A 20664-nucleotide genomic window follows, 5' to 3' on the forward strand; every position below is an offset into this window, starting at 1 on the left:
GATAGGAGACCGACTCTCTCAATCACAAAGCCAGTGCGGCATTGCGTTCGCATTGCGACGGTCAACGGTGACGTCGACCGAGCAGCTCACTCTTGACCGATGAGTCCAACTGAGCACGACGTACTGCAATCCGTGAGACACATCCGGCTCACTTGGGGACATGAACTCGGCGGATGGGATGCCCCTGTGCTTGGTGACCCCTTCAAACATGTCGGCTGCAAGAGCCCATGTTTTCTTGGCGTCAAGCATCGGACCAAAGAAGACATAGCCAAACATACCACCCAGCAGCAGAGCGGCGCTACCTAGCGTGATGAGGATGACGCGTTTCATGGAATGTTCACGTCTGGCCAATCTCTGACCTACCACGGCCAACAACAGCAAGCCGTTACTTCTATCGCTTTGGACCGAGACCAAAACGGGCAAGGCTCTGCAGGCGCTTCTGCCTGGCCTTCGCGCGAGTTCTGTTCGTTGATCGCCATCGTGCTCAGTTGTCGCGCTGAAACCTTGCATTTCTGAAAGCGTCGTACCGTGGCTTTCAGTCCGACCCACAATCCATGGTGGGCAATGACTCTCTTGGCAAACTGCGAGCAAGAGGCGCCGCCGGTAAGCACGCGATGAGCGCAACAGAAGCCTTTGCGCGGCGAGAGGTATCGCTGATAACCCTCGAGTGCCGAAACTGCGATGTCTCTCATGGGCTTTCTGTGAATATCCGCTTCTGGCCGATGGATGCCATCGTAGCCGAGGCTCGAAACGCGCTCGATGCGGACTATCCCGCCGTTGTCGCCCAACTTGTTGCAACCCCATTGGTGGCGAGGAGCGCGAACACAGAAAAAGCGCGGTCCGCTATTCGAATCTCGCCCTTGCCATGATGTTCAGAGAGGTAGTCAATGAGATCGGCGATTGCCATCACGTCACCCAACTTCCGATGAACCTCGACCAGAACCTCTTGGATGCCCCGGCTCTCGAATCGATGCACAACCACAGACAAAGCGCCTTCCTGCCGTAGGCGACCCGTTTCGTCCACAACATTCGTCCAATCCAGTTGCGCGCGATCGACGTTCGGGAACTTCTCCCTCATTTCTGCATGTATGCGACGTGCGTTCATAGAGCGTGAATTTCGGACCGGTTGAGCGGCCGCTTCGGGCCAATCGCGGCAGTCTAGCCGCGATACCGCTGTGCGCACGCTGTACGTCTTCATGACGACGACTGGATGGCTGCAATGTGGCGCAGATTGCACGTTCGATGCGCAAACACAACCAACGGCAATGGCTGCATAGCGGCGGTCGCCCGCCTCAATCCCAGCATTTGAAGCACAAGAAAAAGCCCGGCCACCAGCAAGGCGGCCGGGCTCAAGCTGCAAGTCCACAAGGAGACAACAACAGCAACTGCCTGGTGCCACATGCCGCTTGGCATCTGGCTCGGCATCAGTATACTGTACATAGGTACAGTATTTTCTGCCGCCACCACTTTTCCCGCTCCAGGACCATGCGCGCCACCATGACCAAGCTCCGTGCAGGCGGGCGGCTCTTGCCACCGGGCAGTGGCAAGGCCATGCGCGGCATGCTCTCCACCAAAAAATTCATCGGCGGCAACGCCTGGTTCAAGGTGCTCGAGTTCCAGCCCATGAACAGCTACCCCGGGCAGCATCAGCTGTACGAGCCGCGCCTCAAGTGGTGCGAGGCGGAGAAGACCGTGATCGTGTTTTCCGGCCTGGAGCAGGAAGACGGCGCGTGGGTGGTGCAGGAATGGGCGGTGGACGTGGCCCCTGTCGAGGAGACGCCGGTGGGCAAGGGCTGGCTCAAGCCACCGCGCCGGTACGAGCGCGACGCTTGACCACGCGCACCAGCGCCCCCAGCGTCAGGGCGCTGGCAGATGCGTCCGCGCCAGCCGGCAGCAGCCCGAGGAAGCGGGGCAGGGTGCCTCAAGGTCGCGGCACTATTGCTTACGGATCAATTGGGTTGCCCGAAATGAAGCATTTCGGATTCACTGGTTGAGTTTGTAGCGCGAATCCATTGGTTGGCTGTTGACGCAAGTCAAGAGCGGCAGTGCCTATTGCGCCGATGAGACATGCGCTGTGCATCTCGATGTGGTTTGGTGAAAGTTATCACGCTCGAGTGCGGTTTGTAGTATCGCGTGACGCGGCGTAAGCATGACTTAAGCTGATTTTTATCCAATCCTATTGTCATTTTACGGCGATGGTAAAAACATTTAATTCTCGTTGAATCATGTCGATATTGAATTACGTGGTGGAACTCATTCAAGAGATCCATGATGACGAAATGGCCATTGCTCGAAAGCGCGAGCTGCTCGCCACCGCCTGGGACGCATGCCGGGTGGAGAAGTCAGGGGCTTCGGCTGTCCCCTCCTCTGAAAACTGTTCGCCTGCCACCCCGGCCGAAGCGCTGCACGCTGGTGTGGGCGAACGCTGAAACGAGTTCACGAACATGTCCAAATTGCTGTTTTCAAGGCGTTTTTTTCGGGGCTTGTGGGCCGGCGTGGCCTGCGCGATGCTGGTGGGCACAGCTGCCGCAGAGGGGCTGCCGCCACCCAAAGGGCGGGTGGTGTTGACGGTGTCAGGCAACATTTCGCAGCCCAATCAGGGGAAAGTCGCCGCCTTTGACATGGCCATGCTCGAAGCGTTGCCGCAACACAGCTTCACCACGCGCACGCCTTGGTACGACCGCCCGGTCAAATTCACCGGCCCCTTGTTGTCAGACATTCTGGCGGCCACGAAAGCGCAGGGCAGACAAATCAATGCCAGCGCGATCAATGATTACACCATTCACATTCCCGTGGCCGACGCGCAAATGCATGGGATCATTGTGGCGCGCCTGTTGGACGATCAGCCGATGGCGGTTCGTGATAAAGGGCCATTGTTTGTGATTTACCCATTTGACAGCAAATCGGAATTGCGATCGTCGGTTTATTACGAGCGCTCAATCTGGCAACTGAAACGGATGAGCATCGAATGAACCGCCAACCCACCGGCTTTGCCGCCTGGCGTGCCCCGCAATGGGCACTGGCCATCACCGTTCTGCTCCTGGCGACCTTGACGCCTCTGGGCTGGTTGGGCTGGCTTCAGTGGCAGACGCTGCAGGACACCGAGACGCGCCAGGTGGACTCCATCATGTGGCAGGCGTACCAGCTGGAGCACGAGCTCAGCCGGCTTGACCAGGTGGTGCTGGAAGCGGGCGACCCCGGCTCGTCGGTGCAGCCCGAAGACCTGCAGGAGCGCTACGAGGTTTTTCTGAGCCGCATCAATCTCCTGTCAGGGATTCCTCGCCGGGACCTGCTGGATGCCTGGGGTGGGTTCGAGCCGGTGCTGAAGATGCTGCAGCAGTTCAAGGCGCATGCCGATCCTTTGATGGCGGACCCCGGGCGCCTGCTGCGCGATGCGGCGGCGCTTTCTGGCGTGCATGCCAAGGCGCACGAGCTTTCGCCCGCCTTGAGCGAGCTCACGCGCGAGGCGAACCGCGCGGTTGCGCGTTTCGTGGACGAGCGCAACGCCCAGTTGCGCCGCCAGAGTCAGTTGCTCATCGGGTTGGCCACGGTGCAGGTGGTGGTCATGCTGCTTTTCGTGGCGCTGCTGGTGCGGCATATTCGCCAGCAGAGCCGGCAGTACGCGAATTTGCAGCAATTGTCCAAGGACCTGGCCACGGCCAGGGATCAGGCCGAGGCGGCCAACCATGCCAAGAGCGTCTTCCTGGCGAACATGAGCCACGAAATCCGCACCCCCTTCCAGGGAATGCTGGGCATGCTCAAGCTGCTGGAAGACACCCGCCTGAGCACCGAGCAGCGCGATTACATCCAGACCGCCACCGATTCCGCGCAGCACTTGCTGGGCGTGGTGAACGACATCCTCGATGTGTCCACCATCGAGTCGGGCACGCTCACGCTGGCCCCGGCTCCGGTGAATCTCGGCGTCATGGCCAATGAGGTGACGAACCTGCTGGAGCCACTGGCCAACGACAAGGGCGTACACATGAGCTGCCATTGCGTGGAAGGCCTGCCCACATGGGTGATGGCGGACCCGACGCGGGTGCGCCAGATCATCTACAACCTGGTGAACAACGCCATGAAGTTCACCCAGCGCGGCAGCATCGAGGTGATTCTCGAAGCCGAGCCAGACAGGCCCGACGGGGTGCGCCTGACGGTGCAGGACACCGGCATCGGCATGGACAAGGAAACGGTGGAAAACCTGTTCACCCGCTTCTACCAGGCCGACAACTCCCTGCGCCGCCGCGTGGGTGGCTCAGGCCTTGGGCTGGAGATTTCGCGCACGCTGGCGCGCATGATGGATGGCGACATCACCGTCACGAGCGAGCCGGGCAAGGGCTCCATCTTCGTGGTGTCGCTGCGCCTGCCGCGCGCGCCGGCACCGAAGATCGACAAGGCCATGCTGATGGACGATGCCGCCTGGGAGCGCCGCCGCACGCCGGTGCGGCGACTGCGGCTGCTGGTGGCAGAGGACCACCCGGTCAACCTCAAGTACCTGAATCTGCTCATCGATCGGATGGGGCATGAGGCGGTCTTCTGCGAAAACGGTTTTGAAGCCTTGCAGATTCTCAACCGCGAGAGCTTCGACGTGGTGCTGCTCGATTACCACATGCCCGTGCTCGATGGCATTGCCACGACGCGTGAGATCCGCGCGTTGCCCTCACCGGCGAGCGAGGTGCCGGTGATCATGGTCACGGCCGACGTGGTGAACGACACCCGTCAGCTGGCGATGGACGCGGGCGTGACGCAGTTCGCCCCCAAGCCTTTGCAAGAGGCCGATTTGCGCAGGGCCTTGCGCCGCTGCGGTGTGCTCGAAGGCGGCATGGAAACCGTGCCGGCCGCGCTCGAGACGGCTCTGCGCACGGTGCGCAGCCCGAAGCAGCTCATCGACACCCAGGTTTATGCGGAGTTGCTTTCCATGATGCCGGCCGAGATGTTCAGCCAGCTGCTGGACATGCTGTTCAAGGCGCCGGAAGGCACGGCCCTGGTCTTGCAGCAGGCGCTGCAAGACGAAGACCTGGAGGCCATCGTGTACCAGGGGCACCGGTTGAAGGGCTCCTGCATGCTTCTGGGGCTTCGCGCGCTGACGGCCGTGTCGGGCGATATCGAGAAGTCGGGGCAGGCGGGCGACATCAAGGCGCTGCGCGAGCTCAAGGAGGTGTTGGCGGTGGACATCGCCGACACCGTAGCCGCCTTGCCGTTCATGGCCAAGTTGGCCGAGGAGGTCACGGTCTGATGGCCGTGGCTGGCATTCACTTGTTAGCAGGTAACTCCAAGAGATCGAAAATGCGTCAGAATTTTCCAGTCACCCAGCAAGATTTTTCGTTTCCAGCGGATGCGACGCTCATGTCCACCACGGATGCGCACAGCAACATCGCTTACGCCAACGATGCGTTTGTGGCGGTGAGTGGCTATCGGCGCGAAGAGCTTGAAGGCCAGCCCCACAACCTGGTGCGGCACCCGGACATGCCGGCCGAGGCATTCGAGGACATGTGGCGAACGCTCAAGGGTGGCGAGCCCTGGACCGGCCTGGTCAAGAACCGGCGCCAGAACGGTGACCATTATTGGGTCCGCGCGAACGCCACGCCGGTGAAGCGCGATGGCGTGATCACCGGGTATATGTCCGTGAGGACGAAGCCGACGCCAGAGGAAGTCGCCTCCGCAAGCAGCCTCTATGCGAAGTTCAAGGAAGGGCGTGCAGGGGACCTGCGGTTCCAGAAGGGGCTGATCACCCGCTCCGGCGTCATGGGGTGGACGTCTCTCCTGCAGACCATGTCCTCCGCATCGCGGGCCGTTCTGGCGCTGTTGCTGGTGACGGCGCTGGTCAGTGCGGAGGTCTGGTACGAAGGGCTCCACGGGACCGGCTTCGCTCAGTTCCTGCTGCTGTTCATCGCGACGATGGCGCTGGCCTCGCTGTGGATGCACCATCAGATTTTCAAGCCGCTTGCCAGGTTGCGTGAGCAGGCGACGAGCATTGCAACGGGAAATTTTCGCAGTTCAACGCATTTGAATCGCACCGACGAGATCGGCATGACGATGCGCGCCATCAGCCAACTGGGGCTGATGTTTCGGTGGGTTATCGACGATGTCCGCCAGCAGGTGCTCAACGCGAAGGTCGCCGCCTCTGAAATTGCCCAGGGGAACAACGACTTGAGCTCGCGGACCGAGCAGGCGGCTGCGAGCGTGCAGCAGACGGCGGCTTCCATGGAGCAGATGACCGCCACCGTGCGGACCAATGCCGAGACCTCCCATCAAGCCGCCCACCTGTCCACGGCAGCCAGTGGCGCGGCGGCCAAGGGAGGGCGGGCGGTGGAAGAGGTGATCGGCACCATGAATGAAATCGCGCAAAGCTCGAAGAAGATCGCCGACATCATCGGTGTGATCGATGGCATCGCATCTCAAACCAACATCCTGGCGCTCAATGCCGCTGTGGAGGCCGCGCGCGCAGGCGATCAAGGCCGTGGGTTTGCGGTGGTGGCGACGGAGGTCAGGTCGCTCGCGCAGCGAAGCGCCGAGGCTGCCAAGGAGATCCGCGGTCTGATCGCTTCCAGCGTCGACAAGGTCAACGATGGCTCCGCCATGGTGGATGACGCCGGCCGCACGATGAAGGAGATCGTGCTGGAGGTGGACCGGGTTTCGACCATGATTGCGGAGATCAGCACGGCAACGCGCGAGCAGAGCGAGGGCATCACGCAAGTGGCCACGGCCGTGGGGCACCTGGACCAGGTCACCCAGCAGAACGCGGCGCTGGTGGAGCAGAACGCCGCTGCCTCTGAAAGCCTGCGCACGCAGATGAGCCTGCTGGGCAAGGCCGTGGACGTGTTCAGCTGAGCGTCAGGCAGAGAGGGTGAAGTAGAAGGTCGCGCCCTGGTCCGGTCTGGCCTGCACCCACACGCGCCCGCCATGCCGTGCCGCGATGCGCTGCACGATGCTCAGGCCGATGCCTGTTCCCTTGAACTCGGTTTCGCTGTGCAGGCGCCGGAAGGGGCTGAAGAGTTGGTCCGCGTGGGCCATGTCGAAGCCGCAGCCGTTGTCTTTGACGTAGAAGACATCGCGGCCCGCTTCGGGCTCGCGGCCCACTTCGATGCGGGTGACGTCGCGGTTGGCGCAGAACTTCCAGGCGTTGCGCAGCAGGTTGTCAAGGATGCTGCGCACGAGCACCGGATCACCATGGGCCTTGAGGTCGGGGGCGATGCGCACCTCGGCCACCCGCTGGGGTTCGGTCTCCATCTGTTGCTCGATGATGTCCGCGGCGATGCTGCTCAGATCCACCTCGCTCAGCTGCGGAGTGACTTTGGAGAGGTGCGAGAGGTTGAGCAGGGCGTCGATGAGGTTGCTCATCTGGGTGCTCTTGGCGGCGATGCGCGCGATGAGCTGGATGCCCGCCTCGTCGAGCTGGGCGCGATGGTCCTCCAGCAGCACCCCGCTGAGGCCGGCGATGGCGCGGATGGGTGAGCGCAGGTCGTGCGCCACCGAGTAGCTGAAGGTCTCCAGCTCCTTGAGGCTTTCGCGCAGTTCGTTGGTGCGTTCGCCCACCAGGCTTTCCAGGCCTTCGTTGAGTTTGCGCAGCCGGATCTCCGCGTGCTTGCGCTCCGAGATGTCTTGCACCACGCCGCTGATGCGTTGCTCGGGCAGGGCGCTGGCGTCGATCTTGATCCAGCGCGAGGGCTTGCGGTCGCTCAGAAGGCGGAATTCTTCGCTGAATTTCTTCAGCGGATCGAGCGCCTCCCGGAATCGGGTGGCGACGAGGGCGCGGTCTTTTTCGTCGATGCCGGCAAGAAAGTGCTCGAGGGTGATGGCGTGTTCGGCGGACTGGTCGAGCAGTTCCGCCGTGCGTGGGTTGAGCTTCATGGCCGCGCTGCTGGGGTCGAACTCCAGGATGCCCAGGCTGGCGGCGTCCAGGGCCTGTTGCAGCAGGCGGCGGTTTTCCACCAGGGCCTCTTCCACCGCATGGCGCTCCAGCGCCATTTGAATGGTGGCATGCAGTTCGCGCTCGGAGAACGGCTTGATGAGGTAGCCGTAGGGGCGAGTCTTGCGCGCGCGCTCCAGGGTGGAGTCTTCGGAATAGGCGGTGAGGTAGATCACGGGCAGGGGGCCATCCTCGTTGAGCCGCGCGGCCACTTCGATGCCGTCCATGTCGCCTTCGATGTGGATGTCCATCAGCACGAGGTCGGGGCGGGATCGCGAGACGATGTCCAGGCTTTGCTGGCCGGAGACGGCCACGTGTGGCACGTCGTAGCCCAGCTGCGAGAGGCGCTGCTGCAGGTTGAAGGCCACGATGCTTTCGTCTTCCACGATCAGTATGCGAGCCGGTTGTTTCATGGCGCCGTCCCCAGTTGAAAGCTGAGCGAGAACCGCGTGGGGTTTTCGCGCTGGATGTCCAGTTGTCCGTGCAGCTGCTGTGTCAGGAGCTGGACCAGTTGCAGCCCGAGCGAGCTGGTGCGCGAGAGGTCGAGCGTGGGCGGGATGCCTTGCCCATCGTCGCTGATGCACAGCTCGATCTGCCTTTCGCCTTGTTGACGGATGTCCACCGAGATCTTGCCGCGTTGCTGGTTCGGGAAACCGTGCTTGAGGGCGTTGCTCACGAGTTCGTTGACGATCAGGCCGCAGGGTATGGCTTCGTTGATGGGAAGCTTGACGTCATGCGCGTTGATCTCGATGGCGACCTGTCCCGACATCGAGCCGTACGCTTCGGTCAGGCGCGGCAGCAGCTCACCCAGGAAGCGCTGGAAGTCCACCTGCGCGAAGTTCTGCGATTGGTACAGCGTCTGGTGGATGAGGGACATCGATCGCACGCGGTTCTGGCTGTCCCGCAGCATGCCGATGAGTTCGCTGTCGCTGCTCTTGAGGGCCTGGAGGTCGAGCAGGCTGTGGATGACCTGGAGGTTGTTCTTCACGCGGTGATGCACCTCGCGCAGCAGCAGCTCCTTTTGTTGCAGCGCGTCCTGGATGCGCTTCTCGCTGAGCTTGCGCTCGCTCAGGTCCAGGATCACCGAGAGGATCATCGGCCCCTCGCCGGTCTGCACCGGGTTGATGCCGATCTCCACGGGGAATTCGCTGCCGTCCTTGCGCAGGCCGCTGAGGTCGCGGCCCGCGCCCATGGGGCGTGCGTTGGTTTCGGCGAGGAAGCCTTGGCGATACCCGGGGTGGGCGTGGCGGTAGCGTGCCGGGATGAGCACTTCCACCGGGCGCCCGATGAGTTCGGCGGCGCTGTAGCCGAAGGTGGTTTCCGCGAGCTGGTTGAGGCGGGTGATCTTCCCAAGCTGGTTGACCACGATCATCGCGACCGGGATGCGATCAAACGCCTGTCCCAGGTACTCGTCCAGCTTTGGCCTCTGCTCCGCCATGCTGGGCATGGTATGCCAGTTGCGACGGGCTGCCTACTGCACAAACCCCATGGCTGTGTCACTGCAGCGTCCCGGCGCCACAATTGTGCATGGCGCCGAGCGGGCGGCTCCCCCCACTTTGTGGCCGCGCGAGCCTGCAGTGCCCCGCCCGGCTCAATCCGCCTTCAGCTTCACCGCCTGAAACACCCGCTGCAGCCGCTGTGCTTCGGCGCTGTAGAAGCTCTGTGCCTGCTTCAGCGGCATGGCGCGGGTGAGCGCCACGCCCCCGGCTTCGCGCGTGTACGCGCCGAACTCCGGCCCTTGCAACGCGGTGTCGATGGCCTTGTGCACGGCGCCCACCACGTCGGCGGGCGTCTGGCGTGGCAGGAAGACACCGGTCCACACGGTGTAGACGAAGTCTTTGAGGCCGGGGTCGATCTCGCTCAGGCGCGGCAGGCCGGCCACGGTCTTGTCGGCGGTGTGGGCCAGGGCGCGCAGCGTGCCGGCTTCGATCAGCTTGGCGGTGCTGCCGGCCATAGGCAGGAAGGCCACGTCCACCTGGCCGCCAATGAGGTCGTTCACGGCCGGTGCCAGGCCCTTGTAGGGCACGTGCATGAGCTGCTGCGTGCCGGTGAGCATCTTGAAGTGCTCGCCCATGAGGTGGTAGAGCGTGCCGCTGCCGGGGGTGGCGTAGGTCAGGGCTTTGTTGGACGGGTTCTTGAGGTAGTCCACCAGAGCCTGCGCGGAGTTGATCTGCAGGCTGGGCCGCACGACGAGCGCGATGTTGGTGTACGAGAGTTGCGAGACGAGCACGAGGTCGTCGGGCTTGTAGCGCACGCTGGGCATGGTCAGCGGCGGGAGGATGGGCTCGGCCACGGTGGTGAGCAGCAGGGTGTGGCCGTCGGCCGGGGCGGCCATCACCTTGCCCACGCCCATGGCGCCGCCGACGCCGGCGAAGTTTTCCACGATGACGGTTTCGCCCAGGGCTTTCTGCATCAGCGGCTGCATCACGCGCGCGACCATGTCGGCCGGGCCACCGGCGGGGAAGGGCACGACGACGGAGATGCGGCGCGCGGGGAAGGTGCCTTGCGCCTGGGCCGGGGGTGCGAGGAGGGTGCCGAAGGCCGGCGCGAGGGCGGCGGCGAGCAGGGAGCGGCGGGCGATCTTCTTCATGGTGTCTTGTCTCCTGGGTGGCGGGATGGTCAGGCGGCGGCCTTGGCCGGCGGGGTCGCGGGGCGGTGCTGTCGGCGCTGGTCGATGCGGTAGAGGCGCGTGGCGTTGCCGCCGAGGATGAGTTCGAGCGCGTGGTCGGGGATCTCGGGCATGTCGAGCGCGCGCGCGTGCTCGTTGATGTTCTGCACCGTCTTGTGAAAGGTCCACATGAAGGGGTTTTCCGAGCCGTAGAGCAGGCGCTCCCAGGGGTTGACGCAGCCGAAGTCGTGAATGAGCTGGTAGACGGTGCGCGGATGGTAGAAGCCCAGTGCGCTGAGGTCGGCGTGGAAGTTGGGGTTGCGCGCGACCACGCCCATGGCTTCGGCGGCGTAGGGGTAGCCCAGGTGGCAGATGACCACCTTCATCTTGGGAAAGCGCTGGCCCACTTCGTCGAGCAGCCAGGGCTGCTGCAGCTTCATGTCGGCGCCGCAGACGGGCGTGAAGCCCATGTGGAAGTGCACCGGCACGCCCAGGGCGCTGGCGGCTTCGTACAGGGGCTCGCAGGCCTTGTCGCGCGGGTCGAAGTGCGCGTAGGTGGGGTAGAGCTTGATGCCGCGGAAGTCGTGCTCGCGCACGCAGCGCTCCAGTTCGTCGGCGGCGCCCCAGGGGTCGATGATGGGGTCGGCGCTGCAGATGCCGATGAGCCGGCCGTTGGACGCCTTGACCTGCTGCGCCACGAATTCGTTGGGCACGTTGTAGGGGCGCTGCTCGGGCGGAAGCACGCGGTTCCAGTTGCCGGCGAGCACGCAGCACACGTCGATGCCAACTTCGTCCATGACGTGGACGAGCATCTCGCCGTCGCGGCGCTCGGATTTCACCTCGGTGCTGTGGTACCGGAAGCCGCGGTCGCTCCAGTTCTTGCGCAGCTCGCTGTAGATGTGCTGCGAGACGTGAACACCGGGCTGGCCCAGGTGGATGTGGTTGTCGACGACGAACATGCGGTCTCCTGATTGATGTCGGGCCAAAGTGTAGTCATCGAATAATTTGATGTCAAACTAATAGACGAAGAATGATCGCGGGGCTGCGTGCTATCCTGCCGGCTGCCCATGGCCGATTGCACCCCTCCTTCCTCACCCGCGCTCGACGCTTACGTCGGGTACCACCTTCGAAAAGCGCACAACCAGGCGCTGCGCCGCCTGGATCTCGCGCTGGGCAAGCTGCAGCTGACGACGGCCATGTACGGCGTGCTGGAGCTGTTGAGTTGCAATGTGGAGTTGCCGCAAGGCCAGCTGGCGCGCGGCGTGGGGCTGACGAATCCGTCGATGGTGCCGCTGGCGGACAAGCTGGCCGAGCGCGGCCTGATCGACCGCACGCGCCAGGCGCACGACCGCCGCACGGTGTACCTCAAGCTCACGCCCGAGGGGCGCAAGTGCTGGAGCCGTGCCGCGCGCATCGTGCGCGAGCATGAGGCGGCGCTGCGCGCCGCGCTCTCCGATGCCGAGACCGCGGAGCTGATCCGGCTGTTGGGCAAGCTCGGGGACTGAGCCCCGGCCCCGCCCGGGGCGTTCAGGCCAGCTCGGCCTCGATGGGGTTGCGCAGCACGCCCAGCGCATCCACTTCCACTTCCACCACGTCGCCCGGCCGCATGTAGAGCGGTGGCTGGCGCTTGAAGCCTACGCCGCCCGGTGTGCCGGTGACGATGACGTCGCCCGCCTCGAGCTCGGTGAAGCAGCTGATGTGGGCGATGAGCGAGGGAATGCTGTGGATGAGCAGGTCGGTGGTGGTGCGCTGCACTTCTTCGCCGTTGAGGCGGGTGACGAGGGTCATGACCTGGTCGGGGCGGATCTCGTCGGCCGTGACCATCCAGGGGCCGAAGGCGCCGGTGCGCGCGAAGTTCTTGCCGGCCGTCCATTGCGAGGTGGCGACCTGCCAGTCGCGGATGCTGGCGTCGTTGTAGCAGGCCCAGCCGGCCACGTGTTCCCAGGCAGCGCCTTCGGCGATGCGGCGGCCCGGCTTGCCGATGATGACGGCGATTTCGCCTTCGAAGTCGAGCGCGGGCGATTCGGGCGGGACGAGCAGGGCCTGGCCGTGCCCGGCCTGCGAGTTGGCCACGCGCAGGAAGAGCGTGGGCGCCTGCTGCGTGACCTGTCGGCCGGTTTCGCGCACGTGGTCGGCGTAGTTGAGTCCGACGCAGACGATCTTGGAGGGGCGGCCGATCACGGGGAGGAACTCGACCGCGTCGATCGCGATGCGCTCGGAGGCGGCGCGCGCGATGGCGGCGGCCTGGCCGAGCAGGCCTTGCGCGATCGCGCTCTGGAGGTCGGGCGCCTTCGCACCCAGGGCGGGGCGCAGGTCCACAAGGTGCTGGTCGTCGATCACGGCGCCGTAGGTGGCGCTGCCGCGGTGCAGGAAGCTGGCGAATTTCAAGAGTGGCCTTTGTCGTGGTGATTCAGTTCAGGGGGATGCCGGCGGCGTCGATGGCGCGTTTCCAGTAGGTGAATTCGGCCTTCCAGAAGGTGTCCATGGCCTGGGCGCCCATGGGGTCGGGCACGGCGCCGAGTTCGGTCAGCGTGCGCACCACCTCGGGTCGCGCGCAGGCTTCCAGCGTGGCTTTTTCGAGTTGGGCGACGATGTCGCGCGGTGTGCCCGCGCGCGTGAACACGCCGAACCAGCTGGCGTTGGAGAAGCCCTTGACGCCGGATTCGGCGAAGGTGGGCACGTCGGGCAGGGCGGGGGAGCGCTGGTCGGTGGAGACGCCCAGCGCACGCACCTGGCCGGAACGGATGGGGCCGATGACGCCGGTGATGTTGTCGAGCACGGCGACGATGCTGCCGCCCATGAGGTCCTGGATGGCGGCGGCCGCGCCTTTGTAGGGCACGTGTTCCATGGCGAAGTCGCCATCGCGTTTGAGCAGCTCGCCGGTGAGGTGCATCACGCTGCCGGTGCCGCCCGTGCCGTAGCTGGCGCGCTGGGGGTTGGCGCGCGCCCAGGCGGCGAATTCCTTGAGATTGCGCGCCGGGATGTCCTTGTTGATGATGAGCACGTTGGGCAGCTTGGCCACCATGGCCACTGGCTGGAACGAGCCGACGGGGTCGTAGGTGAGCGTCTTGGCCTGGGTGATGGGCGTGAGCACGGCCGAGGTGACGATGTTGGCGAGCAAGGTGTAGCCGTCGGGCGCGGCGCGGGCCACGTCGGCCGCACCGATGGCTCCGGCGGCACCGCCTTTGTTGTCGACAACCACGGTGCCCTTGAGCACTTCGGCCAGGTGCTTGGCGACCAGCCGGGAGACGATGTCGGTGGAGCCGCCGGCGGGGTAGGGCACCACCATGCGGATGGGGCGCTCAGGGTAGCCGGCGGCGCGGGCCAGGCCGCTGCCCAGCAGGGCGGCCAGGGCCGTGCCGCCGGCAACAACGTGGCGGCGGGTGAGGCCATGCGGGTGGTGTGCGTTCATGGAGCTTCTCCTGGTGGGGCGGGGGTGGAGGTGAGGGGTGTTCAGCGCAGCGACTGGCGCAGGTGGCGGATGGCATCGCCCTGGCGGCCGATCCAGGTGTCGTCGAGCGCGCGGGCGCGGCGGATCAGTTCCTCGAACACGCCGATGCCGCTCAGGCGGCCGAACACGTGGCCGTGGATGGAGGGGTTCAGGCGCACCGCGCCGGGCTCGTGGCGCTGCACGTAGTCCAGCCAGTCGTCGAACAGCTCCAGCATCTGGCGAGGCGCGTTGCCGTAGCGGATGGCGTGCGGCGTGTCGTTCATTTCCATGCCGCCGGGAAAGGCGGCGATCTCGCGCTCGCCCAAGCGCACGAGGTAGGGCAGGTCGTCGTTCATGGTGTCGCCGTGCCATTCGTAGCCTTCTTCGGCGAGCAGGCGCGCGGTGTTCACGCTGGGCGAGGCGCGCGGGCTGATCCAGCCCACGGGGCGCACGCCGCAGGCCTGTTCCAGCCGCTCGGTGGTGCGGCGGATGTTGGCGCGCTCGGCGGCTTCGTCGAGGTAAGCCGGGATCACGTCCATGCCCCACGAGTGCGCCACGATTTCGTGGCCGGCCTGCGCGATGCGGCGCAGCGTCTGCGGGTGGCGCTCGGCCAGCACGCCGCAGACCAGCATGCTGGTCTGGATCTGCTGGCGCTCCAGCACGTCGAGGATGCGGTGGATGCCGCGGCGGATGCCGTACTCCACCCAGCCGAGGGCGTTCAGGTCGGGCGTGCCGGGCTTGAGCGGGTTGCCCATGGGGCCGAAGCCGGGCCACTGGTCGTCGGACCAGCCTTCGAGCGCGACGCGAAAGAAGATGCCGAGGCGTTTGCCACCGGGCCAGCGGAAGTCGGCGGGAGGCAGGGTTTCGATGGCACCGGCGTGCACGTCGAGTTTCTGGGGCATTCGGGGCTCCGGGTTCCAACCGCAAGGCGCCAGTGCCTTGCCTGATGGGACCCGAGCTTACGGAGTCGGGTGTGCAACCACAAACGACTTCTTTTGCACGCAGCGTTGATCTACACGCAACGCTGGTGGCGCGGCGTCAGGGTGCCGCGCGACCCACTTCGGCGAGGTGCTTGAGGAAGGCCGCCGAGGCCACGGGCAGCTTGCGCTCGGAGAGCACGCAGACGTCGATGCCGCCCTGGCAAAGCAGCGCATCGTCCAGCGGCACGCCCACCAGTTGCTCCATGGCCAGCTCGTTGCGGATGGACATGTGCGAGAGCAGGGTGATGCCGCCACCGTTGCGCGCGAAGCCGCGCAGCACGGCAAGCGAGTTGGCTTCGAGCGCGGGCGTGATGTGCACCTTGGACATGTGGCTCTGCAGGTCGATCAGGCGGCGCACGCCGAAGCTGCTGTCGGGCAGGGCCAGGCGTTGCCCGGCGATCTGCGAGAGGGTGAGGCTCTTGCGCCGCGCCAGCGCATGGGTCGGTGCCATCACGGCCAGCAGGGGCGCGTGCAGGTGCAGGGCCGAATGCATCTCGGGCTTGGGCTGCAGGTTGAAGACCAGGCCGATGTCGGCCTCGCCGCTGGCGATGCCGTTCTCCACCGCGCCAGTGCCCGTGATGCGCAGGGAAAAGGTGATGTTGGGGTAAGCGTCCTGGAACTGGGCGATGGCCGGTGCGAGGAAGTCCGAGGCGTAGCCTTCGACGGACAGCAGCGAGACGTGGCCACGGTGCAGGTTCTGCAGCGCGTCGAGTTCGGAGCGCATGCGCTCGATGCCGTTGAGCGAGTCGCGCACGTGGTTCAGGTAGACCTTGCCGGCGGCGGTGAGCACCATGCCGCGCGCGCGGCGCTCGAACAGGGTGACGCCCAGGTCTTCCTCCAGCTTCTGCAGCTCGCGGCTGAGCGCCGAGGGCGTGACGAAGAGCCGCTCGGCAGCGGCGCGGATGGAGCCGCTTTGCGCCACTTCGAGGTAGCGCAGCAGGGAGGTCTGCAGGATCATGCGGCGATTCTAGGATTCGTGTTGCGCAAATGGCAACTCAATGTTCAAAACAAATCGTTTGTTGAGACGCCAAACGGCAGGCACATTTGCGTTTCCCAAGTTTTCCGCACACAGGAGTTCCCATGACCAAACAAGTGATCTACAGCCCCAAGGTGACCCGCACGAAGGCGCCCCACGCCCATGCCGTGCGCACGGGCAACCTCGTGTTCGTCTCCGGCTGCCCGGCCTACCACGGCGAGATGCAGCTGGCCAAGGGCGATTTCCCCGCGCAGATGCGCCAGTGCATGACCAACCTGCAGAACATCCTGGAAGAGGCGGGCTCTTCGCTGGCCCAGGTGGTGAAGGTCAATGTGTTCCTGGACCGCCGCGCCGACTTCGACGAGATGAACGAGATCTACCGCGAGTTCTTCGGCAACGACCCGCAGACCTGGCCGGCGCGCACCACCGTCGAGGCCCGCCTGCCGCGCAAGGATTTCCTGCTGGAAATCGAATGCGTGGCCGAAGTGGCGTGAGTCCCATGGGCAAGATCGAAGCGCGCCTGGCGGAACTGGGCATCGTGTTGCCCGATGCGCCCGTGATCAAGGCCAACCCGGCGCTGGTGCCGGGCGTGGCAGTGGGCAACCTGTTTTTCTGCCAGGGGGCCCTGGGGCACCACAACGGCGAGTTCCCCTACCTGGGCAAGGTGGGCGACAAGGTTTCGGTGGACGAGGCCTACCAGTCGGCCCGGCTTTGCGCGATCAACCACCTGGCCCAGGCCAAGGCGGTGCTCGGCGACCTGGACCGGATCGTGCGGGTGGTGCAACTGCTGATCTACGTCAACGGCGCGCCCGGCTTCGAGCGCGCGCCCTACGTCTCCAACGGCGCGTCGGATCTGTTCGTGGAGGTGCTGGGCGCCGAGCGCGCGGCGATGGCGCGCGCCAGCCTGAGCGTGCCCGACCTGATCTACACCGCGCCGGTCGAGACCATCTGCACTTTCGAAATCCAACCCTGACCCCCTACCCCTCACCCCGCGCAAAGGAACACCGCCATGCAAAGACGCCATCTCATCCAAGCCCTGGGCCTCGGCAGCCTCACGTCGGCATGGCCGGCTTTTGCCGAGGCTTTCCCCTCCCGCCCCATCACCCTGGTGAGCCCCTGGGCCGCGGGCGGCACGAACGACTTGCTGTGCCGTCTGCTGGCGCGCGAAGCCGGCGGCGTGCTGGGCCAGCCCATGGTGGTGGACAACAAGCCAGGCGCCAGTGGCGTCGTGGGTACCACGGCGGTGGCCCGCTCCAAGCCCGACGGCTACACGCTCACGCTGGGCAGCACACCCGGCTACGCGACCGCGCCGGCGCTGTACCCCAACCTGCCGTACGACCCACTCAAGGATTTCACGCCCATCATCGGCGTGGCGACCGTGCCCAACGTGCTGGTGGTGCCGCCTTCGCTGCCCGTGAACTCGGTGCAGGAACTCATCGCCTACATCAAGGCGCGGCCCGGCCAGGTGGCCTACGCCTCGGTGGGCAACGGCTCCACGCAGCACCTGTGCGCCAAGCTGTTCGAGCGCATGACCGGCACCGAGATGATCCACGTGCCCTACAAGGGCACGGCACCCGCCATGCAGGACCTGCTGGCCGGGCGTGTGACGCTGGCGTTCGAGAACATGCCGCCGCTGCTGCCGCAGATCCGCAGCGGCGCGCTCAAGGCGCTGGCCGTCACCTCGGCGCAGCGCGTGGCGCAGTTGCCCGACACGCCCACGCTCGCGGCCTCGGGCCTGGCCGATTTCGGCGCGTCGGTGTGGTACGCGGTCTTCGCGCCTGCCGGGGTGCCCGCGCCGATCGTGACGCAGCTGCAGAACGCCTTCTCGCACGCCTTGCGCCAGCCGGCGGTGACGACGCAGCTCGCGCAGCTGGGCCTGACCACGCTGGCCTCGGACGCCGCGGCCACCAAGGCCTTCGTGCAGGCCGATGCCACCAAGTGGGGTGGCATCATCCGCTCGGCCGGCATCACGGCGGATTGAAGACACCACAGCTGCACCAGGAGCGGACCTCATGAATGTCAAGGAACAGGCCGACGGGCGCCTGGCGGGGCGAACGGCCCTCGTCACCGGCGCGGGCAAGGGGCTGGGCCGCGCGATCGCGCTGGGCTTTGCCGCCGCGGGGGCCGACGTGGTGCTGATGGCGCGCACGCTGGCCGATCTGGAGGCGGTGGCGCGCGAGGTGCAGGCGCTGGGCCGCCAGGCCCTGGTGGCCGTGGCCGACGCCACCGACTCGCGGCAGGTGGACGCGGCGGTCGAACAGGCGGTGGCGCGCTTTGGCCGCATCGATGTGCTGGCCCATGCGGCCGGCGGCAGCCTGCGCAAGCCCAGCGTGGAGGTGACCGACGGGGAGTGGGACGCGGTCATCGCGGCCAACCTCTCGTCCACCTTCAAGGTGTGCAGGGCCGTGGGCCGGCACATGCTGGCGCAGGGCGGCGGCTCCATCATCAACCTCTCTTCCACCGCCGGCATGCGCGGCCGCGCCGGCAATGCGCCGTACTCGGCAGCCAAGGCGGCCGTCATCAACCTCTCGCGCGCGCTGGCGATGGAGTGGGCCCCCAAGGGCGTGCGCGTCAACGTGCTGGCGCCCGGGCGTTTCCTCACGCCGCTGACCGAGGCCGAGATGTCGGTGCCCGAGAAGTACGCCGCCTTCGTGCGCCAGGTGCCCCTGGGCCGCATTGGCAAGCCCGAGGAAATCCAGGACATCGCGGTGTGGCTGGCCTCGGACGCCTCGGCCTACGTGACCGGCAGCACCATCACGCTGGACGGCGGGCAGACGCTCGCCTGAGCGCCGGCTTGCCATTCTTTGAATTCCGCGCCCCGGCGACACGGACGGGGCGGGAGCCTTCCTGTCGCTTCACCATGCCAACCCCGTTTTCGAACATCCTCGCACTCAAGGACTTCGCCCCGCTGGCGCAGCGCCGCCTGCCCCGGCCCATCCACGGCTATGTGGCGGGCGCGGCGGAGGACAACGTCTCGCTGCGCCGCAACCAGGAGGCGATGAACGCCTATGGCTTCGTGCCGCGCGTGCTGGTGGACGTGTCGCGCCGCACGCAGCAGCAGCCGCTGTTCGGCACCACCTACGCCAGCCCGTTCGGCATCGCACCCATGGGCCTGGCCGCGCTCTCGGCGTACCGGGGCGACATCGCGCTGGCCAGGGCCGCGCGCGAGGCGGGCATTCCCGCCATCCTGAGCGGCTCGTCGCTCACGCCGCTGGAGGAAGTGGCCCAGGCCGCGCCGGGCACATGGTTCCAGGCCTATCTCCCGGGCGACGAGGCGCGCATCCTGGCGCTGCTGCAGCGCGTGCGCGGCGCGGGCTACGAGACGCTGGTGGTCACGGTGGACATCCCCGTGAGCGCCAACCGCGAGAACAATGTGCGCAATGGTTTCTCCACGCCGCTGCGCCCCAGCCTGCGCCTGGCATGGGAAGGGGTCTCACACCCGCGCTGGCTGCTGGGCACCTTCGCGAAGACGCTGTGGCGCCATGGCATGCCGCACTTCGAGAATTCGTTCGCCGAGCGTGGCGCACCCATACTCTCCAGCAACGTGCTGCGCGACTTCTCGCACCGAGATCACCTGGACTGGTCGTTCGTGCAGCGCATCCGCGCCTTCTGGCCGGGGCCGCTGGTGATCAAAGGCATCCTGAGCGTGGCCGATGCGGCGAAGGCCAAGGCCCTGGGCGCCGACGGCATCGTGGTTTCCAACCACGGTGGGCGCCAGCTCGACGGCGCGGTGGCCCCCATGCAGGTGCTGGCGCGCATCGTCGACGCCGTGGGCGACATGCCGGTGATGGTGGACGGCGGTTTTCACCGCGGCTCGGACGTGCTCAAGGCGCTGGCGCTGGGCGCGCGCTTCGTGTTCGTGGGCCGCCCGTTCAACCACGCGCTGGCGGTGGCCGGGCAGCGCGGCGTGGCACACGCGATCGAACTGCTGCGCGCCGAGATCGACCGCAACATGGCCATGCTGGGCGTCACCGACTGCGGGCAATTGAACCGCGATCTGCTGCTCGCGCCGGCGCCGCTGTAGGGCCGTTTACTTCGCCGGGGTGGGGCGCTGGTCCACGGAGACCTTGAGCGCCTGCGCGGCCTGCAATTGCTCGCGCAGCGCCGGCAGGTGTTTGGAGGCAAAAGCCTTGACCTCCGGGTCGCGCGACTCGAGCGCGGTCTTTTCGTACAGGGGGATGGCGCTCTTGTACGCCTCCACGCCCATCTGGTTGAGGTAGCGGCGGTCGAAGGTCTCGTCGCCCAGGCCGGCGATGATCATTTCCTTGCCCTTCTGCAGCATCGAGGGTTCGGTGGGCAGCTCCTCCTGCTTGGCTGAGGCGAGCGTGCGCAGCTCTTCGCCGACCTCGGTGTGTTCGTCGACCATGCGCTGCGCGAAGTCGCGCACCTTGGGGTTGCGCGCCTTGGTCAGGGCCAGGCGGCCGGCCGAGACCTCGGCGTGGCCGTTCTCGGCGGCCTGCTGCAGAAAGTTCTTGTCGACAGGCGCCAGGCCTTGAGCGAGGGCCGCGCTGCTCCACAGCAGGGTGGTGAATGCCAGGGCGGTCAGGGGGCTGGCTCGGTGTGTCATGCGGGGGCTCCTTGATTCCGTTGGGGAGCCCATGGTTGGGCAAGTGGCATGCCTGTGCGCCCAGCTGAGCGCAGGCGCGCCGTTTGCCCCTGTTGACCACCATGAGCCGAACCATCCGCCTGCCTCCGTCGCCCCCGCCGCCCGGGGATGGCACGCCCGATCCGCGCGATCTGCTGGCCTCAGTGGCCGGTGAGGAA

General features: G+C 65.9%; 23 protein-coding genes. 11 read left to right on the forward strand and 12 right to left on the reverse strand.

Translation table 11 applies throughout. The features are described from left to right. Positions 1-18 precede the first annotated feature (18 nt). The 3 genes from KIT86_RS16235 to KIT86_RS16240 form a co-directional block, all read right to left on the reverse strand. Positions 19-330, reverse strand: coding sequence for a hypothetical protein (locus KIT86_RS16235; protein ID WP_297400200.1), 312 nt, complete (start codon positions 328-330; stop codon positions 19-21). Between the two features lie 29 nt (positions 331-359). Then, positions 360-692 carry a membrane protein insertion efficiency factor YidD gene (yidD, locus tag KIT86_RS25230; RefSeq protein ID WP_367185446.1) on the reverse strand — a complete coding sequence of 111 codons (333 nt, stop codon included), beginning with the start codon at positions 690-692 and terminating at the stop codon, positions 360-362. 74 nt (positions 693-766) lie between these two features. Then, positions 767-1105 carry a hypothetical protein gene (locus KIT86_RS16240; RefSeq protein ID WP_297400202.1) on the reverse strand — a complete coding sequence of 113 codons (339 nt, stop codon included), beginning with the start codon at positions 1103-1105 and terminating at the stop codon, positions 767-769. 392 nt (positions 1106-1497) lie between these two features. On the opposite strand from KIT86_RS16240, the gene KIT86_RS16245 reads away from it, so the two are divergent. From KIT86_RS16245 to KIT86_RS16265, 5 genes are all read left to right on the forward strand, one after another. Further along, a complete protein-coding gene (locus KIT86_RS16245) occupies positions 1498-1833 on the forward strand; it encodes a hypothetical protein (RefSeq protein WP_297400204.1) in 336 nt (111 codons plus the stop codon). A gap of 392 nt (positions 1834-2225) precedes the next feature. Continuing rightward, positions 2226-2429 (forward strand): hypothetical protein, encoded by a 204-nt coding sequence (locus KIT86_RS16250; RefSeq protein ID WP_297400206.1) that lies wholly within the window; start codon positions 2226-2228, stop codon positions 2427-2429. Positions 2430-2444: 15 nt separating this feature from the next. After that, positions 2445-2972 carry a hypothetical protein gene (locus tag KIT86_RS16255; RefSeq protein ID WP_297400208.1) on the forward strand — a complete coding sequence of 176 codons (528 nt, stop codon included), beginning with the start codon at positions 2445-2447 and terminating at the stop codon, positions 2970-2972. Then, entirely contained in the window at positions 2969-5233 is a 2265-nt protein-coding gene (locus KIT86_RS16260) for an ATP-binding protein (protein WP_297400210.1), read from the forward strand. Before KIT86_RS16255 ends, KIT86_RS16260 begins: the two co-directional genes overlap by 4 nt. Positions 5234-5283: 50 nt before the next feature. After that, positions 5284-6828, forward strand: coding sequence for a PAS domain-containing methyl-accepting chemotaxis protein (locus KIT86_RS16265; RefSeq protein WP_297400212.1), 1545 nt, complete (start codon positions 5284-5286; stop codon positions 6826-6828). Positions 6829-6831: 3 nt separating this feature from the next. Here the strand turns inward: KIT86_RS16265 and KIT86_RS16270 are convergent, their stop codons facing one another. The 4 genes from KIT86_RS16270 to KIT86_RS16285 form a co-directional block, all read right to left on the reverse strand. Next, positions 6832-8319, reverse strand: a complete 1488-nt coding sequence (locus tag KIT86_RS16270; protein ID WP_297400214.1) for an ATP-binding protein — start codon at positions 8317-8319, stop codon at positions 6832-6834. Further along, on the reverse strand, positions 8316-9353 hold the full coding sequence (locus tag KIT86_RS16275; protein WP_297400216.1) for a histidine kinase dimerization/phosphoacceptor domain -containing protein: 1038 nt from the start codon (positions 9351-9353) through the stop codon (positions 8316-8318). The genes KIT86_RS16270 and KIT86_RS16275 overlap by 4 nt, the downstream gene beginning before the upstream one ends. Positions 9354-9497: 144 nt before the next feature. Beyond that, a complete protein-coding gene (locus tag KIT86_RS16280; protein WP_297400218.1) occupies positions 9498-10496 on the reverse strand; it encodes a tripartite tricarboxylate transporter substrate binding protein in 999 nt (332 codons plus the stop codon). 29 nt (positions 10497-10525) lie between these two features. Next, positions 10526-11473: an amidohydrolase family protein gene (locus tag KIT86_RS16285; RefSeq protein ID WP_297400220.1), complete on the reverse strand. Its 948-nt coding sequence runs from the start codon at positions 11471-11473 to the stop codon at positions 10526-10528. A 108-nt stretch (positions 11474-11581) separates the two neighbouring features. On the opposite strand from KIT86_RS16285, the gene KIT86_RS16290 reads away from it, so the two are divergent. Then, positions 11582-12019, forward strand: coding sequence for a MarR family winged helix-turn-helix transcriptional regulator (locus KIT86_RS16290; protein ID WP_297400222.1), 438 nt, complete (start codon positions 11582-11584; stop codon positions 12017-12019). Between the two features lie 22 nt (positions 12020-12041). Here the strand turns inward: KIT86_RS16290 and KIT86_RS16295 are convergent, their stop codons facing one another. The 4 genes from KIT86_RS16295 to KIT86_RS16310 all read right to left on the reverse strand — a co-directional run bounded on the left by KIT86_RS16295 (position 12042) and on the right by KIT86_RS16310 (position 15882). Continuing rightward, positions 12042-12902 carry a fumarylacetoacetate hydrolase family protein gene (locus KIT86_RS16295; RefSeq protein WP_297400224.1) on the reverse strand — a complete coding sequence of 287 codons (861 nt, stop codon included), beginning with the start codon at positions 12900-12902 and terminating at the stop codon, positions 12042-12044. Between the two features lie 22 nt (positions 12903-12924). Next, positions 12925-13926, reverse strand: coding sequence for a tripartite tricarboxylate transporter substrate binding protein (locus KIT86_RS16300; RefSeq protein WP_297400226.1), 1002 nt, complete (start codon positions 13924-13926; stop codon positions 12925-12927). A 41-nt stretch (positions 13927-13967) separates the two neighbouring features. Further along, positions 13968-14846, reverse strand: coding sequence for a polysaccharide deacetylase family protein (locus KIT86_RS16305; RefSeq protein WP_297400228.1), 879 nt, complete (start codon positions 14844-14846; stop codon positions 13968-13970). Positions 14847-14982: 136 nt separating this feature from the next. Further along, entirely contained in the window at positions 14983-15882 is a 900-nt protein-coding gene (locus KIT86_RS16310) for a LysR family transcriptional regulator (RefSeq protein ID WP_297400230.1), read from the reverse strand. 122 nt (positions 15883-16004) lie between these two features. Here KIT86_RS16310 and KIT86_RS16315 point away from each other — a divergent pair, with 122 nt between their 5' ends. From KIT86_RS16315 to KIT86_RS16335, 5 genes are all read left to right on the forward strand, one after another. Beyond that, positions 16005-16394: a RidA family protein gene (locus KIT86_RS16315; protein ID WP_297400232.1), complete on the forward strand. Its 390-nt coding sequence runs from the start codon at positions 16005-16007 to the stop codon at positions 16392-16394. Next, positions 16373-16873, forward strand: coding sequence for a RidA family protein (locus KIT86_RS16320; RefSeq protein ID WP_297400234.1), 501 nt, complete (start codon positions 16373-16375; stop codon positions 16871-16873). Before KIT86_RS16315 ends, KIT86_RS16320 begins: the two co-directional genes overlap by 22 nt. A gap of 36 nt (positions 16874-16909) precedes the next feature. Continuing rightward, entirely contained in the window at positions 16910-17881 is a 972-nt protein-coding gene (locus tag KIT86_RS16325) for a tripartite tricarboxylate transporter substrate binding protein (RefSeq protein ID WP_297400236.1), read from the forward strand. A gap of 31 nt (positions 17882-17912) precedes the next feature. Continuing rightward, on the forward strand, positions 17913-18686 hold the full coding sequence (locus KIT86_RS16330) for an SDR family NAD(P)-dependent oxidoreductase (RefSeq protein WP_297400238.1): 774 nt from the start codon (positions 17913-17915) through the stop codon (positions 18684-18686). Between the two features lie 74 nt (positions 18687-18760). Beyond that, the gene (locus KIT86_RS16335) at positions 18761-19924 is read left to right on the forward strand and encodes an alpha-hydroxy acid oxidase (protein WP_297400240.1); all 1164 of its coding nucleotides are present in this window, start codon (positions 18761-18763) and stop codon (positions 19922-19924) included. Positions 19925-19930: 6 nt separating this feature from the next. On the opposite strand, the gene KIT86_RS16340 is transcribed toward KIT86_RS16335, so the two are convergent. After that, positions 19931-20467, reverse strand: coding sequence for a DUF4142 domain-containing protein (locus tag KIT86_RS16340; RefSeq protein WP_297400242.1), 537 nt, complete (start codon positions 20465-20467; stop codon positions 19931-19933). Positions 20468-20664: the final 197 nt, after the last annotated feature.

The organism is Hydrogenophaga sp., assembly GCF_026125825.1.
Lineage (GTDB): Bacteria > Pseudomonadota > Gammaproteobacteria > Burkholderiales > Burkholderiaceae_C > Hydrogenophaga.

Bases quoted from the DNA above. Each gene is read 5' to 3' on its own strand.
- KIT86_RS16250 (WP_297400206.1), top strand. From the start codon at position 2,226: ATGTCGATATTGAATTACGTGGTGGAACTCATTCAAGAGATCCATGAT.
- KIT86_RS16280 (WP_297400218.1), bottom strand. From the start codon at position 10,496: ATGAAGAAGATCGCCCGCCGCTCCCTGCTCGCCGCCGCCCTCGCGCCG.
- KIT86_RS16310 (WP_297400230.1), bottom strand. From the start codon at position 15,882: ATGATCCTGCAGACCTCCCTGCTGCGCTACCTCGAAGTGGCGCAAAGC.
- KIT86_RS16300 (WP_297400226.1), bottom strand. From the start codon at position 13,926: ATGAACGCACACCACCCGCATGGCCTCACCCGCCGCCACGTTGTTGCC.
- yidD (WP_367185446.1), bottom strand. From the start codon at position 692: ATGAGAGACATCGCAGTTTCGGCACTCGAGGGTTATCAGCGATACCTC.
- KIT86_RS16335 (WP_297400240.1), top strand. From the start codon at position 18,761: ATGCCAACCCCGTTTTCGAACATCCTCGCACTCAAGGACTTCGCCCCG.
- KIT86_RS16315 (WP_297400232.1), top strand. From the start codon at position 16,005: ATGACCAAACAAGTGATCTACAGCCCCAAGGTGACCCGCACGAAGGCG.
- KIT86_RS16265 (WP_297400212.1), top strand. From the start codon at position 5,284: ATGCGTCAGAATTTTCCAGTCACCCAGCAAGATTTTTCGTTTCCAGCG.
- KIT86_RS16275 (WP_297400216.1), bottom strand. From the start codon at position 9,353: ATGCCCAGCATGGCGGAGCAGAGGCCAAAGCTGGACGAGTACCTGGGA.
- KIT86_RS16235 (WP_297400200.1), bottom strand. From the start codon at position 330: ATGAAACGCGTCATCCTCATCACGCTAGGTAGCGCCGCTCTGCTGCTG.
- KIT86_RS16340 (WP_297400242.1), bottom strand. From the start codon at position 20,467: ATGACACACCGAGCCAGCCCCCTGACCGCCCTGGCATTCACCACCCTG.
- KIT86_RS16260 (WP_297400210.1), top strand. From the start codon at position 2,969: ATGAACCGCCAACCCACCGGCTTTGCCGCCTGGCGTGCCCCGCAATGG.
- KIT86_RS16270 (WP_297400214.1), bottom strand. From the start codon at position 8,319: ATGAAACAACCGGCTCGCATACTGATCGTGGAAGACGAAAGCATCGTG.
- KIT86_RS16320 (WP_297400234.1), top strand. From the start codon at position 16,373: ATGCGTGGCCGAAGTGGCGTGAGTCCCATGGGCAAGATCGAAGCGCGC.
- KIT86_RS16305 (WP_297400228.1), bottom strand. From the start codon at position 14,846: ATGCCCCAGAAACTCGACGTGCACGCCGGTGCCATCGAAACCCTGCCT.
- KIT86_RS16285 (WP_297400220.1), bottom strand. From the start codon at position 11,473: ATGTTCGTCGTCGACAACCACATCCACCTGGGCCAGCCCGGTGTTCAC.
- KIT86_RS16330 (WP_297400238.1), top strand. From the start codon at position 17,913: ATGAATGTCAAGGAACAGGCCGACGGGCGCCTGGCGGGGCGAACGGCC.
- KIT86_RS16290 (WP_297400222.1), top strand. From the start codon at position 11,582: ATGGCCGATTGCACCCCTCCTTCCTCACCCGCGCTCGACGCTTACGTC.
- KIT86_RS16245 (WP_297400204.1), top strand. From the start codon at position 1,498: ATGACCAAGCTCCGTGCAGGCGGGCGGCTCTTGCCACCGGGCAGTGGC.
- KIT86_RS16325 (WP_297400236.1), top strand. From the start codon at position 16,910: ATGCAAAGACGCCATCTCATCCAAGCCCTGGGCCTCGGCAGCCTCACG.
- KIT86_RS16255 (WP_297400208.1), top strand. From the start codon at position 2,445: ATGTCCAAATTGCTGTTTTCAAGGCGTTTTTTTCGGGGCTTGTGGGCC.
- KIT86_RS16240 (WP_297400202.1), bottom strand. From the start codon at position 1,105: ATGAACGCACGTCGCATACATGCAGAAATGAGGGAGAAGTTCCCGAAC.